Consider the following 13,664-nt stretch of genomic DNA (forward strand, 5'->3'; position numbering starts at 1 on the left):
CTCTGGAGTGGCGCAGGCGGACGGGCTGAACCACCGGATCTGCCTCCTTGTGAAGAAGGCGGAGAAACAGCGCTACGAGGAACACCTGCCCGCTCACGTGGACCGGATGGTCCGCGAAGAACTCAAGGACTTTCCAGATCGGGGAGAGATTCTCATTGCCCCTCTGGCCGTGATCGGGAGGGGCCTGAACATCGTCGTCGGCACGCGTTCGGCGGTCCGCGACATCTACCTGTGTGTCCGGCCCGTCCTCAGCATCGAGGACACCAACTGGCTCCACGCAAGCGTCAACGCCTCCGGCTTCAACACCCTTCCCGTCGGCGGCAGTGACGAGCCCCTGGCCGTCCTGCGCACAGCGAGCGAAGCCTCCTGGAAACAACTCACCAAGATCCTCCGCTCCCCCGCCCGGTTCTCCAACATGGACCACGACCTACGCAAGGAACTCGTGGCAGGCATGCTCGTCCTGCTCATCCAGCTCGCCGGCCGCGCCCGGCGGGGCGAGACCGACATGACCCTCCACATCGTGGACCACTCCATCCATGACAAGAAGTTCAGCTCTGACCTGGCCTCGATTATCAAGCAGATCTACTATGACTGGACTCCGGAGCAGCGAATTATCATGAATGAGCTCTACGGTCAAGCACTTCAGGCATTCCTGACCTATGCGGGGCTGGACCAGGAGATGCTCTGAACTGCCCATGTCCGCCTCCGCCTTGCTGTAGTGGAAGCAGACCCGTATTCCTCTCCCTATTAGGAGAGACCGAGAGACGAGGTACCCCTGCTCATGGGGCGAAGCAACACGCAGCGGGATCTCACCGCACACACGACATCGATCCGGTGCACCTCAGAACTCCTGGACGGCATGACCGCCCTGGTCTGGGACTTCGGCGACTACCACTCGCCGATCCGCAGGGCCTGGCGAGAGCTGGGAAGCACTGCAGCAAGAAACGGAAAACGGACCAGGGACGGTCAGGAGTCCGACCCGTTCCTGATTCCCTATTCCATCGCTGTCACCGTGCTCCAGCAGATCACCGATGGCTACGTCCACCTGGACAAGTACATGGCCTTCATGGTGACACTCAATCCCGTGGAGCCCGAGATCCTCAGGAAGGTCTTCACCTACCTGGAAGGCATCATCCGAAAGGTCCCGCTGGACGAGATCCCGTTCATGGACCAGCCCACCCTGGCCCGACTGGTAGCCGACGCCACTCCCCGGCGCCACTGCCTTGCGGAGAACATTCTCCAGCCGGAAGACGGCAAACCTGCCAGCCCGGACAGCTGGGCCTATGAGGCGGTGAAATGGCACATGGCCAAGATGCTGGCTTCCAAGCCCTTCCTCGACCAGGAGGTGGAGCCAGTCCTTGAGTCGTACGAGGCGGCGAACGGTGAAATTAAAGAGCGGACCGCCGACTGGCGGCCCTCCAAAAACGTCGCGGCAGTACAGTACAGGCCGACCAGCACCGGCGAGCTGATCGCCTGGGACCAGCCCATCGGGCCTGTCTTCGCCGACCTTGCTCACCCGGTCGACCTTGGTGAAGCGGCCAAGACCCGTCCCGAGAACCCCACCCGCAGCCAGGTCCAGTACGCGCTGTCCCGCCTATCGGTAAAGATGGCCACCTATACGGCCGAGCCGAATCCCGTTCTGAATCTCGACGTCCACATCCGGCGCGTCAACAACACGGTGATCCACGCTCGCACCGTTCTCGTGGACCAGGGAACAGGCAGGCCACTCATGTCCGTGTTGAGGTTCCCCCGCTGTGCGGGAGGTGCTGATCAGCTGGTCAGAGCGGGTTGGCGGGGTTTCAGGTTCGCTCGTTCGGCCGTTGCCTGTTCGGCGTAGTGCTTCTCCTCGAACTCGATCGGGCTGAGGTAGCCGAGCCGTTTCTGGATGCGTCGGCTGTTGTAGAAGCCGTCGATGTACTCGAAGAGCGCGAGGTTCGCCTCGGCTCTGGTCGCGAAGACGCGTCCGCGGACGCACTCGGTCTTGATCAGCATCCACAGATTTTCCGCGAGGGCGTTATCGTAGGAGTCCCCGACCGACCCCATGGATGCCTCAATTCCCGCTCGCACCAAGCGAGTTGTGAGCTTAATGGATGTGTATTGACAGCCGTGGTCGGCGTGATGAACGAGCGTGCCGGGCTCGACCTCGCGGGACGCGAGGGCGTACTCCAGACTGGACAGCACCAGGTCGGCGTCCGCGCGGGCGGAGGTCTCCCAGGCCACCACCCGGCGTGAGAAGGCGTCGCGGATCGCGGAGAGCCACAGTGGGCCCTCGGCGGTGGTGATCATCGTCAGGTCGGTGACCCACAACCGGTTCGGCGCCGGCGCGGTGAAGTCGCGGTTGACCAGATCCGGGGCGAGCGTCGCCTGGGGATCGCGGCGCGTGAAGCCCTTCCGGCGCGGGCTGACGCCCGCCAGATCGGCCTCCCGCATCAGGCGTTCGACCCGTTTGCGGCCGACACGGACGCCTTCACGTTTGAGGACGGCGTGCACGCGCGGAGAGCCGTAGATCCCACGTGAGTCCGCGTGGATCTGCCGGATCTGCCCGGTCAGCTCGACGTCCCGGCGGAGTCGTTCGCACGGCTCGCGCTCGGCACGGCGCCGGCGGTAGAAGGTGGAGGAGGCAAGGTGCAGTTCCCGAAGTACGCACTCGACTCCCAGGTGGGGGTGCTCGTCGACGAGCGCGGTCACCTGGGCCGGGTCGGGTCGAGTTGCGCCGCGAAAAACGCCGAGGCCGTCCGCAAGACCTCGTTCGCCCGCTTGAGCTGGGCGTTCTCCTTGCGCAGGGCGGCGAGCTCGGTGCGTTCGTCTGTGGTGAGGCGGTCATCGCGCTCACCGTGGTCGGCCTCGGCCTGGCGGATCCAGCCGCGGAGGGCCTCGGGATGCACGCCGAGGTCGATGGCGAGCTTCTTGATCTGCGGCTTCGGCTCGGTGGTGCGATACATCCGCACCGCACGCTCACGCAACTCCAGCGAGTATTTCCTGGGGGCGGCCATGGTAGATGTTCCTCTCATGAGAACCATCTGACCCTCGGTCAACCTCTTCCGCATCCCGGGGGAACCTCAGTGTCCCTGGATGGGCGCGGCCTGCGGCAGACCAACAAGCACGCGTTGGAAATCCTGGCGAAGATGGACGCCGACCGGGCATCGCTCACCGCCATCGAGGAACGCGTCACCGACGAGCGCAACCGACTGAATGCCAAGGACGAAAACGGTAAGAGGATCGACATCCTCACGCCGCCGCCTGGAGCGATCAGGCCCACCATGCCCAAGACCGACTCCTTCGCCGTCGGAACCGGCGCCGGCATCTACCACCTCACGTTGTTGCGGGACCACGTCCAGCGCACCTGCGGCGACACGGTCTCCCTGCTCGACCTCAAATCGAAGGGGAATGTTTTCGGTAAGCGTTCCCACGAGCCCGCCTCGGCCACCCAGGCAAAGGACAAGAAGCAGAAGAAGGACGACGGTGAGTACGTCGACCTCATCGGCAAGCCCTCCTCCGAAGGCATCCGCCGTTCCATCCAGGCAGCCGGGTACAAGAAGCTCCGTATCCTGTGCCTGTGGTACCGGGACGAGACCCTCACCCGGATGATCCACGGCCTCGCGCACCCCTACGGTATCGAGCCCCACGACATCGATCCGAAACCCGGTGGAGAGGACACCTTCCCGCTCGCAGACGGCATCGAAGCCGTCTTCTGCAACGCCGAAGCCCTGCTGGAGCACGGCCCCGGCACTCAGCGCACCGCCGACGTCCAGGCGATCATCGGTAAGTTTGCAGAACCCGGGGTACTCCTCGCCGCCTGGTGTGAAACGGAGATCCCCGTGCGCGGCGAGGAGCACGAAGGCATGAAGTCCGCCGAGGTGAAAGCCGCGCTTGCGGAGAACGATGCCAAGCACCAGGTCGTGCGGGAGCTCGCCAAGGCCGCAGTCCCATCCCAGTTTCTCGTCGGCCGCGAGTACGACTCCTTCACCAAGACCTTCAGCATCATCAAGAAGCCCGCGAAAGCCTTCGAAGACCACCGCGTCCACATGGGGGTGCTGGACCTCTACCGTTCCTGTGGCGTCGTCGACGACCGCTTCGAGCGGGCCCTCTACCCCGACGACGATCCCTACCCGCTACCCCGTATGGCGTTCTGCGGCATCCACATTCGCAAACAGGCCACGGACAACAAGTACAAGGGCGCACCCAAAAGGATCATCACCGCCAGCGCAATCATTCCGTCCCCCGAACCCGGCGGCCCCTGGCGCGTGATCGGCTGGAGCAACATCCACCCGAAGTGGGAGCACTACGCCCTCGCACAGAGCAACTTCCACGCCGCCAACTACCCTCTTCACACTGAGAACGGGGACAGCGACTTTCAACGCTGGGCGCAGGCCGGCGACGACGTCCGCACCGCACTCCAGGAACTCCACGACGAACTTGACGGCCTGCCCTACGCCTTGATGATCGATGGCCACGCGAGTCGCCGCGTATGGCCCGGCCTTCACAACAACAAGCAGGGCCTCGGAAAGGACCCGGATGATCCGCGACTTTGGCTTCCCGCAAGCGGACTACCCCAGTCCTGGAACCCTGTCAGCATCATTCGCATGAACTGCGCGCAGGCAGAGATGCCCCGCCTCGTCGCCGTCACCGAGAAGCAGAAGAACGGCAAGACCGTCACGCTCAAGACCTCGAGTGACCTGTACTACTCGGAGGACCGACCCGAAGGCCACCCGTGGTTCCTGTTCACCGAACCCCGTAACTACGGCAAGAAGCGCCTCGGGCAGTGGAAGACCCGCTGGCGGGCCAAACCCGGAAAGGCATCGAAGAACGCCGACGAACGTAAGGAGAACGAACTCAACTCGCCGTGGTACAGCATGACCACGCGGGAGATCACCCCGATGCACACGCGGGACGGCTATGACCGAGAAGCTCTCGCGGTTGCCGCGGCACGGCTCAGCCACCAGGCGCTCTCCTGGTCAGACCGGACGCGATACCCCGCCCCGCTCCACGCCGCACTTCAAATGGACCTTGGCCACCCCCAGTACCGACGTTCCGAGCCGAAGGACCGCGAGAGTATCGACATTCTGAAGGAGGCCCGCGGCACTGAGTCGTAGAACGTCAGCATCAGCCGAGGCTCCAGCGTTCCTTCGTGTCAAGACCCGGCTGCACGGCTGGCCTTCGAGACCTTCGGTCTCGAAGGCCAGCCGTGACCAACCACCCGAGTCACACGGAGCGGGGACGCTCAGCTGGAAGGGGCCCATAGGAGCTGATCCCGCGTGCTCTCTGGCAATACTCGGCGCAGCACCGGTGCGGTGGAGCTGAGCGAGGTGGCAAACGCGGCGACCAAACTGTGCGGCACGCTGGCGCTGAATGAAGCAGCCCACAGATACGGGGTCCCCATGGCTGGCTCGGCCCACGCCTGCCAGCCCATAGCCTCCTGCTCCTTCACCTCGGCTGTCAGTGCGCGGGGGTCGGCGTCCTGGATGAAGGGCGGCACCTCGCCGAGACTGATGCGAGCAGTGAAGGTGGGGTGCATTGCCGCCGTCTGGGGCTGTTCTGCGTCGCGGAACCAGCCGTGCGCGGTGACCGCATCGAGGACCACCCCGGGTCCGGCGGACGCAAGAGTGGGCTGGCCGCATGCGTCGAGTGCGAGGAGAAAATCGGCGATGATTTCACCCGGGACGTCACGGGTGAAGTAGGCGGACCAGTTCGCGAGAGGGCTGCTCGCGTCCGAGCGGGCAGAGACCTGCCACGCGATCGGCAGCCCACCGAGGTAGAACGGCTCGTCCGGCAACACCCACTGCGCCCACCGAAGAGCATCGGGACTGATGTGCAGGACCGTGCTGCGCAGCACCTGAAGGTCCTCCAGCGGCTCATCGAGCTCACGCCGCCCTCGAACGACTGTCAGGCTCGTCCAGCCAAAGCCGGCAAGGTTGTCCGCGACGGCATCGTAGGGACGACCGTCGTCACCGGCCAGGTGTCGGGGGCCGGCCCAGTACGTGGGAAGGACGCCGGTCGCGAGGGACGGATCGAACGGGAAATGCGGATTCAGGAACGCCTCCATGCAAATTGAAATGGGCCCATCGACCACCGACGCAGCGAGCGAAGGCGGCCTGAAGATCTCTGGGAGGTCGTTTACCTTGACATGCCTTATCCCATGTGGCCAGTCTTTCTGCGCTCTTCCTTGTCTGCCTCCAGCGAACTCCTCGCTTCCGAAGAGCTCGGCAGTCGATGGCTATTCAGAGGTGGTTCGATACCGGTCCGAGAGCGGCCGTTGCGCCGCGATCACGCACCTGCCCTGGATATACGAAACTGCAGACAGATCCCGGCATGAGCCACGAGAGCTACAACAGGGCCGCCCTGGCAGGCGCTCACTTCATTTCGGAATTCTCTTCAGCTGTCCAACTCCTCCTCAATCGCCATGGCCACCGCCGGCCATGGAACATTCGGCTCGCCGAAAAGGCGCCAATAGCGGTAGGACGCACGCACCAGGGAGCTGACGCCCAACCTCGCCACAGCAGGGTCGATCGCTCCGATGACCCGGCGAGTGATCCCGCCGGCCCCTCGCGCGGCGGGGCTGACGCCGTGCGCGAGAAGAAGAGTGGCCGTGCGGACGGCGTCGAGTGTCGCCGGTGGCACATGGGTCGCGAACCTGCCGAAGACGAGGTCCACCCACTCAAGCCGCGTCAGCGCCCAGGCCAGACGTTCCAGCCCGGTGCCGAGGTCTACCGCCATGCGCTCAGGGTTGTCGGCGTTCCACAGGAGAACGATGTCGCCGAGAGGCAGGTCGAGGTGGTCGAAGCGAAGAGTGATACCCACGACTTGCCGGCGGTGCCAGGCCAAGAGCTTGCCGTGAACGCTGATGTGGCGCGCGTGGAAGCCCAAACTCGACAGCACGCTGAGCCAGCCGTCCAAGATCGTCCCGAACTCGTCCAGGCACTGGATCGGCTGGACTTGGGAGACGTTGACGAATGAGGTCAGAAAGCCGGCCTGGAGGTCCCCCGACGCGTCACGCCGCCCGGTGAAGCGGACGACAGGTTGGGGCAGGAAGCCGCTGCGGTACGTCAGTGGGCGACCGTCCTTGAGGAGGGGGTCAAGGGCTTGGACAGCCGAGATCATCAGCTCGGTCTCCCGGCCCCACCGAAGGGGCAGACAGGCGGCCTGCGGGACGCCCTGCGCCGCGAAACCCGCCTTCAGCACCGCCAGCAGCTCCTCCCACGACGGGGGGCGGCGAGGCGGGCAGTACGGAGAGCCTCTGTGTGCGTGCTCGATCCTGATCCGACCGGCAGAAGAAGTGAACTCCCATTGTGGCCCGAGCACTTGTCGCAGCACGGCAGGTATTTGGTTCCCCCGTGAGGATGACTCCCCGAGCACGTGTTCCCGAGTCCTGTCCGTCAGCATGGCCGTGTCGACATCGCCGTGAAGTGGCGGGCTGGATCGAAGCGTTGCATCCCGATTTCCTGGACCTGCGTGTGGTCAAGGTCCTCGGCTTCTTCGATCGCCCGAGCGAGAAGTCCTGCGGCCATCTCATCGTCCAGGTTGGGGTCGCCCACCGTGATCACCCCGGTCTGATCGCACAGGGCCGCCTCGGCGCATGTTCCCCCGCGCCACGTGAGCGCGGCCATGGGAGTGCCGGCACGGAGGGACTCGCCGAAGACTGCGGCGCCAGCCTCCACATACGTCCGGGCGTAGGTGTAGACGAAGACGGAGGCATCGCGGATAGCGGCGGTCTTGGCGGGGCCGCCGAGCTCGCCCACCCATTTCACGTGGCTCGCACTGAAGAGGCGCTCGTGGTGTCGCACGTACGCCTCATCAAAGACGGGCCCGACGATCTGTATTCGGCGGCCGAGCATCTGGGCGGCGCGGACGGCGATGTGCGGAGCCTTCTCCTCATCTATGCGGCCGAGCCACACGAGGTCGCTGCCGGCCACAGCCGGAGGTTCGTCCTCGTCCAGGCCGAGGTGGACAGCAAGTTCAGGCGCAGGCTGGTAGTCCGCGTACCGCTCGATCATCTCGGGCGAGTAGCAGTAGAGGCGTGACCGCCTGCCGTCGAAGGCGGTGCTGGTGTGGTGGAAGACGGGTGAGTGCTGGAACGTGGCGACGTCGCATTCCAGCGCGTTCCAGGTGCGGGTCCAGGCGGGCAGCGAGGGGTACTCGTGCCCCACGACCAGGAGGTCGTATCCGGCGCTCCGCAGCTCGCGCTCGGCGAGTGATCCTGCGGTGATGTCTTCCAGGCGGTCCGGCTTACGGACCCAGTCGGGCTCCAGGTCCGCGAGCCAGCCCGGCCCGAGGAGGTGTACGTCGGCGCCTGCGACACGGGCGCCTACGGCGACCGCCCACAGCCATCGTTCGATCCCGCCGTACCCGGCGGGTGGAAAGGCGTAGCTACCAGGGAAGTCGCAGACGCCGACGAGCATCTTATGCCTCCGGTGTTCCGTCCGCCGAGATACGGCGGAAGCCGAGGTACGGGAAGAGAGATTCGGGAAGGACGAGGGAGCCGTCCTGCTGCTGGCACTGTTCGAGGAGCGCGGCCACGGTGCGGCCGATGGGGAGGCCGGAGCCGTTGAGCGTGGCGACGAGCTTGGGCTTGCCGTCCTCGCCTCGGGTGCGGATGTTCGCGCGGCGGGCCTGGAAGGTGCCGAAGTTCGAGATCGAGGAGATCTCCCGGTAGGTGTTCTGGCTGGGGATCCAGACCTCGATGTCGTAAGTGAGCTGGGCGGAGAAGCCTGTATCGCCTGCGGCCAGCTTGACGACGCGGTAGGCGAGGCCGAGCTCCTTCAGGCACGCCTCGGCGTGGCCGACCATCGTGTCCAGCGTGGCGTCGGCGTCCGCGGGGTCGACCATCCGGACGATCTCGACCTTGGCGAACTGGTGCTGCCGGATGAGGCCCCGGGTGTCACGGCCGTAGGAGCCGGCCTCGGAGCGGAAGCACGGCGTGTGCGCGGTGAGGGCCATGGGCAGCTCGGCCGGCGGGATGATCTCGTCGGCGTAGAGGTTGGTCAGCGGTACTTCGGCGGTCGGGATCAGGAACAGTTCGCGGTCGGCCACACCGGTCTTGAACAGGTCCTCCTCGAACTTCGGCAGCTGCCCGGTGCCGGTCATCGTCTTGCGCGTGACCAGGTAGGGGACTGCATGCTCGACGTATCCGTGGCGGCGGGTGTGGATGTCGAGGAAGAGGGTCGCCAGTGCCCGTTCCAGGGCGGCGCCCGCACCACGGGAGACCACGAACCGGGGGCCCGACAGCTTCGTCGCCCGGCCGAAGTCGAGGATGCCGGTGCTCTCACCGAGGTCGACGTGGTCCTTCGGCTCGAAGAGGAAGGACGGCGGGGTGCCGACGCGCCGGACCTCGACCGCGAACTCGTCAGAGTCGCCGTCCGGGGCCGAGTCGTCGGGCAGGTTCGGGATGCTGAGCAGCAGATCGCGCAGCTCTTCCTGGCTCTGCTCCTGGCCGGCCTCAATCTCGCGGACCTGGTCCTTGAGCTCGCGGGCGCGCTCCTTCAGCTTGGAGATATCACCGCCCTGCTTGGCCGTCTGCTGGACTTCGCTTGCCACCCGCTTGGCCTCCGCCCGCAGCTCGTCGGCTGAGCGGATGCTCTGGTTGCGCCGCGACTGGAGGTCTTCCAGCCGGGACAGGTCCAGGGAGTAACCGCGACGAGCGAGCCGACGAACCGCTTCGGCACCCATCTCAATGAGGGCGCGGGCATCATGCATGAGGAAGATCCTTTTTATCCAGCGAGCGGGGTGGGGATGCAGAATCGACGGTAGCAACCGTCGAGCCCCCGCTGATCCGCAATATCGTCGCATCACCGTCGCCGGCAGGTTCTTGGTGAGCGCTCGCGTCAAGATCGTCCAGCAGCGTCGTGATCAGGATCGGGAGCTCGTCGTCGGGTATGGCGACCGGCTCGACGTATGGAGCCTCCGGGAAGAACAACGGCATCCGGTCGTTCGCAGAGCGGCTCTGGTGCCATAGCAATACAGAGACCAGCAGCCCGTGGCTGACGAGTACACGGGGGCCAGGGTGATTCAAGGCGGCGAGGACCCCTGAGAGCATCCTGCGGATGCCCTCGCTCTGCGATTCCGTGGCGCCGGGTGGACGTCGGCTCGCGCCCTGGCTGTCGAGCCATACCGCATATTCCAGAAACGGGCTGCTCTCGAATTTCCCGTAGTCGAGTTCATTCAACCGGGCGTCGACGACCAGTTCGGCCGCCGGAACGCCCATCAGCAGGAATGCCGTCTGCTGGGCTCGTGGGAATTCGCTGGCCAGCCACGTCGCCACGGCATGCAGAGGCAGGGTCGCCCAGGCACGGCTCAAGGACTGCCGACCTTCATCGTTGAGCTGGATGGGCTTGGCCGGGTCGCCATTGACGAGGTACCGCTTGCTGTAGTTCGTCTGGCCATGGCGAACGATGTAGGAGATCACGTTCCGCTCCGTCGAGTCGATGCCGAGAGGTCGGAGAGCACTTCCGTCATCCGCGGCGCTCTCGGATCGCCGGTCTCCGCGTAGAAGAGGAGACCGTCAAGGGCGAGCAGGCGGCACCACCGTGCGAGTACGGGTACAGGGATCCGGGATACGCGCGAAGCAGCTGTGAGCCGACCGCTGGTCCCGTGGCCGAGGTCGTAGTAGACGGTCCAGAACGCCCAGTCGAAGGCCGGGTCGCCCAGCATGGGCAACGGGTCAATCAAGCGCGGGCGCGCCAGCCAGTCGAAGGGAACGTTCTCCCGATACAGGTCCGCGTGCAGGACCGTCGTCCGGCCCGGGTCTTCCTCAAGGTCGGCGAGAGATGGAAGCGTGGCGTCAATGAGAGGGCTCCACCGGCCGACGTCGAGGGCGTGCGCCCGCCTGCGGATCCGGGGGAGGATTTCCCCATGGAGGTAGCCGGCCAGCCGGGGAAAACGGTTCGGTAGGTTCCTGCGCCGCCCGACGATGTGCAGGCCCTGAAGGGCGGCGGCGACCATCTGTGTCTCACGGGGTGGTCGGTCCGCACCCCCAGGCCGGCCTCCGACGAGTTCGAGGGCGGCCACTGCGAGATCGTCCGCAACTTCGAGGACATCGGCCGTGGGTCCACCGGCCCACAAACGTAGAGCGTCTACTTCGTGGTGGTACCGGTCGGGATCGGCCCAAGCTTTGAGGACAAGTGGACGCTCGTCGAGGTCGGTCGCCACCGCGATCACCGAGGCGTGTCCGGAGTCGACGTAGCCTCTGAGCGAGAGCTTCCAGCGTTGCGCAGCCGTGGCTAAGAGATCAGGCGCTGTGTCGAGCCAGCCTTGAACTCCGAGGCCGTAATGAGCGAGCAGGCGCTGCCGACAGCCCGAGGGGATATCGCCGAACGACCGCATCGTCATCAACTCAGCACGATTCCGCCGGAGACCAGCTCGTCTGTGAGAGCCGGGAACTCGGTGAGAATCTCCGCGACCAGGGCCTGCACCTTGTCGATCTCGGCGTCGGCAGCGGAGAGACGGACGAGGATGCGCCAGGGCTCGTCGAGGCGCTGGCCCGTGGTGCTGACCAGGTGCACCTCCGCGTAGCCCGCGGTCGCCTCGTGGAGTCGGAAGGCGAGCCGTTGAGCGGCGATGTTGTACAGCTTGCCGACGTGGTAGACGGGGTTCTTGCCGTTCGCCCCCTCCAGATTCATCGGGCGCAGCGGCGTGATCAGCCCATTGACGCGGTTACCCCGACCGACGACGCCCTCGTCACCGGACTCGATGGAGCTGCCCGTGTAGGTGAGGTACAGCTCGTCCTTGTCCGGGACATCACGGGCGTTCAGCCGGAAACGAGCTTCGGCACCAGGCAGGCGAACGCCAGCCAGGCGATGGCACTCGGCCAGTACGGACTCCGCGTTGCGGACGTACTGCCCTCGGCTGCCGACCCGGCGGGACTTCTGCGGGACACACAGCACGACATCCGCACGCTCGCCATCCCAGTAGCCCATGAGCTTCACGTCCGAACCGCACCAGGCGTGAGCTCGGGTGAAATCGCTCTCGCCGGAGAAGTGGTTGACCAGCTCCCTCACGAACGACTCGAAGGAGTTCTCCGGCGCCCAGCCGGTACCAAGAGAGGTGTCGTTCGAGAGCCTCACGCGCCGCTCGCGGAGGTCATCGATGGAGCGCGGGCTGAACCACCGGGTCCGGTCCGGTAGCTCGTCACTGGTGAGCACCGCCCCCGGGCTGGAATTGCTGGTGATATTGAAGACGATGTCGAGACTGTCCGAGACTTCGGGAAGCCGAGCGGCGAAGAAGGACCTCACTTCCGCCTCGACGATCTCTGTGACCGGGATGGAATCGCCCCCGCACATCGGCGCGGCTCGTCCGTTGACCAGGACCCGCACAGGAGAAGTCATCCGGCCTCCCCCGTATCGGACTTCGCTGGCTCCGCCGAGGAGGGCGAGCTTGTCGAAGTTGTGGTGGAGCACGGCGCCGAAGTGGTCGACCGTGTAACGGCTGTAAGCACGCGACAGCCGCTCCGCGAGGTGGTCGGCCAGGGTGTCCGGATGACCGAGGCCCTTGCGCTCCACAATGGTCGTCGCGCCCGGTGTGGTCATGCCGGTGTCGATGACGAGGTGGCTGTTGCCGAGGATCGTGCTGGTACGAGGCATCGCGAACTCCCTTTCAAGGGTGGACAGAAGAGGATGGGCGCAGGCGTCAGCACGCCTGGACGAGCGGTGAAAAAGGGATTCAGCGAGGAACGCCGGCAGCGCGGAGGAGCGCGACGGCCTGGGCGAGCGACCCGTACGCGGAAGCGGCATGTTCTTCGGCAGCGAGTTCGTAGACGGCGCGGGTGGTAACGAGGTCGATGTCCTGGGCCCGACGGCGATCGAGCCAAAGAAGCAGGCGCCAGGTGAGAACCGGCCCGCTGAACGGCAACCAGGTCACGAGATCAACCGGGATACGCCAGGGCCGGACACCCTCGTACAGCAGGTCGCGTACGAGGTGGAAGACCACGTCGGTGTAGTCGAGGACGGCTGGACCGCAGGCGCTGGCTTCCCAGTCCACGATGTGCAGGCTTTCGCCGTCGACAAGGAGGTGCTCGGGCTTGAGATCACCGTGGAGGTGAACGACCGAATATGAATCGATCGACCGGAGAGCTCTATTCAGCACCGGCCACCAAGGCAGCCGCTGGCAGCGAGAAGAGAGCTGATCAAGCAGGAACTCACGCGGGGAAGTGAAGCCGGCCCGCTCCGCACCCCAACCTGGGCCAGGAGTGATGCCTGCACCAGGCCGATGCAGCCTGCCGCTCACGGCCACGACGTGACCGACGTACTCCTCGATCGCCGTGCGCGTACCTATCGAACAAGGCAGCCCAGGCAATTTCCCGAAGGCCGTCCAAGACCCGGCGTTGCCCTTTCCCGTGGCCAGGACGGCCGGGACCGAGATTCCCTGGCGGGCGGCGCGCTCGACCGTCGCGGCCTCGCGCTGGCGCCGGCCTTCGGGGTCGATGCCCACGTAGACCTTCAGCAATGCACTGCCGTCAGTCGCGTACCGCGTTCTGCTGTGCGGCTTGCAGAACGCCGGGCCGAATGGACCAAGACCATGCTCGACCCACGGCTCTGCCGTCTTCGTGCTGCGCACCTTCTCACCTCCATCCTGTCGATTCCCAGGGCAAGCAATCTGGCCGTCAGTCCTGACGTCGTGCTTGCGTTGAGCAGGCCCAACTCCTGTCTACGCGGCGGCGCTGGACCCGGGAGATG

General features: G+C 65.5%; 13 protein-coding genes. 3 read left to right on the forward strand and 10 right to left on the reverse strand.

The features are described 5' to 3' along the window. The first annotated feature begins 7 nt into the window (after positions 1–7). Together M2266_RS16945 and M2266_RS16950 are read left to right on the forward strand one after the other, a co-directional pair. A complete protein-coding gene (locus tag M2266_RS16945) occupies positions 8–688 on the forward strand; it encodes a hypothetical protein (RefSeq protein WP_277438941.1) in 681 nt (226 codons plus the stop codon). 171 nt (positions 689–859) lie between these two features. After that, the gene (locus M2266_RS16950) at positions 860–1,837 is read left to right on the forward strand and encodes a DUF3962 domain-containing protein (RefSeq protein WP_277438942.1); all 978 of its coding nucleotides are present in this window, start codon (positions 860–862) and stop codon (positions 1,835–1,837) included. Here the strand turns inward: M2266_RS16950 and M2266_RS16955 are convergent. Continuing rightward, positions 1,771–2,688: an IS3 family transposase gene (locus M2266_RS16955; protein ID WP_277438943.1), complete on the reverse strand. Its 918-nt coding sequence runs from the start codon at positions 2,686–2,688 to the stop codon at positions 1,771–1,773. The genes M2266_RS16950 and M2266_RS16955 overlap by 67 nt on opposite strands. Next, a complete protein-coding gene (locus tag M2266_RS16960; protein ID WP_277438944.1) occupies positions 2,685–2,993 on the reverse strand; it encodes a transposase in 309 nt (102 codons plus the stop codon). Before M2266_RS16960 ends, M2266_RS16955 begins: the two co-directional genes overlap by 4 nt. Positions 2,994–3,062: 69 nt before the next feature. Here M2266_RS16960 and M2266_RS16965 point away from each other — a divergent pair, with 69 nt between their 5' ends. Continuing rightward, positions 3,063–5,093 (forward strand): RNaseH domain-containing protein, encoded by a 2,031-nt coding sequence (locus M2266_RS16965; protein ID WP_277438945.1) that lies wholly within the window; start codon positions 3,063–3,065, stop codon positions 5,091–5,093. Positions 5,094–5,221: 128 nt separating this feature from the next. Here M2266_RS16965 and M2266_RS16970 read toward each other — a convergent pair whose 3' ends face one another. The 8 genes from M2266_RS16970 to M2266_RS17005 form a co-directional block, all read right to left on the reverse strand. Further along, complete coding sequence (locus tag M2266_RS16970) at positions 5,222–6,043, reverse strand: DUF317 domain-containing protein (protein ID WP_277438946.1); 822 nt, start codon at positions 6,041–6,043, stop codon at positions 5,222–5,224. A gap of 329 nt (positions 6,044–6,372) precedes the next feature. Next, the gene (locus M2266_RS16975; protein ID WP_277438947.1) at positions 6,373–7,179 is read right to left on the reverse strand and encodes a hypothetical protein; all 807 of its coding nucleotides are present in this window, start codon (positions 7,177–7,179) and stop codon (positions 6,373–6,375) included. A 194-nt stretch (positions 7,180–7,373) separates the two neighbouring features. Beyond that, positions 7,374–8,396, reverse strand: a complete 1,023-nt coding sequence (locus tag M2266_RS16980) for a glycosyltransferase (protein WP_277438948.1) — start codon at positions 8,394–8,396, stop codon at positions 7,374–7,376. A 1-nt stretch (position 8,397) separates the two neighbouring features. Next, a complete protein-coding gene (gene serS / locus M2266_RS16985) occupies positions 8,398–9,690 on the reverse strand; it encodes a serine--tRNA ligase (RefSeq protein ID WP_277438949.1) in 1,293 nt (430 codons plus the stop codon). Then, entirely contained in the window at positions 9,683–10,399 is a 717-nt protein-coding gene (locus M2266_RS16990) for a histidine phosphatase family protein (protein ID WP_277438950.1), read from the reverse strand. The genes serS and M2266_RS16990 overlap by 8 nt, the downstream gene beginning before the upstream one ends. Continuing rightward, positions 10,396–11,322, reverse strand: coding sequence for an aminoglycoside phosphotransferase family protein (locus M2266_RS16995; protein ID WP_277438951.1), 927 nt, complete (start codon positions 11,320–11,322; stop codon positions 10,396–10,398). Before M2266_RS16995 ends, M2266_RS16990 begins: the two co-directional genes overlap by 4 nt. Beyond that, a complete protein-coding gene (locus M2266_RS17000) occupies positions 11,322–12,572 on the reverse strand; it encodes a methionine adenosyltransferase (RefSeq protein WP_277438952.1) in 1,251 nt (416 codons plus the stop codon). Before M2266_RS17000 ends, M2266_RS16995 begins: the two co-directional genes overlap by 1 nt. Before the next feature lie 79 nt (positions 12,573–12,651). After that, complete coding sequence (locus M2266_RS17005; RefSeq protein WP_277438953.1) at positions 12,652–13,545, reverse strand: aminoglycoside phosphotransferase family protein; 894 nt, start codon at positions 13,543–13,545, stop codon at positions 12,652–12,654. Between the last annotated feature and the right edge of the window lie 119 nt (positions 13,546–13,664).

The organism is Streptomyces sp. SPB162, assembly GCF_029504575.1.
GTDB lineage: Bacteria > Actinomycetota > Actinomycetes > Streptomycetales > Streptomycetaceae > Actinacidiphila.

Coding starts and splice junctions, on each gene's coding strand:
- M2266_RS16950 (WP_277438942.1), top strand. CDS start 860: ATGACCGCCCTGGTCTGGGACTTCGGCGACTACCACTCGCCGATCCGC.
- M2266_RS16960 (WP_277438944.1), bottom strand. CDS start 2,993: ATGGCCGCCCCCAGGAAATACTCGCTGGAGTTGCGTGAGCGTGCGGTG.
- M2266_RS16970 (WP_277438946.1), bottom strand. CDS start 6,043: ATGGAGGCGTTCCTGAATCCGCATTTCCCGTTCGATCCGTCCCTCGCG.
- M2266_RS16980 (WP_277438948.1), bottom strand. CDS start 8,396: ATGCTCGTCGGCGTCTGCGACTTCCCTGGTAGCTACGCCTTTCCACCC.
- serS (WP_277438949.1), bottom strand. CDS start 9,690: ATGCATGATGCCCGCGCCCTCATTGAGATGGGTGCCGAAGCGGTTCGT.
- M2266_RS16995 (WP_277438951.1), bottom strand. CDS start 11,322: ATGACGATGCGGTCGTTCGGCGATATCCCCTCGGGCTGTCGGCAGCGC.
- M2266_RS17000 (WP_277438952.1), bottom strand. CDS start 12,572: ATGCCTCGTACCAGCACGATCCTCGGCAACAGCCACCTCGTCATCGAC.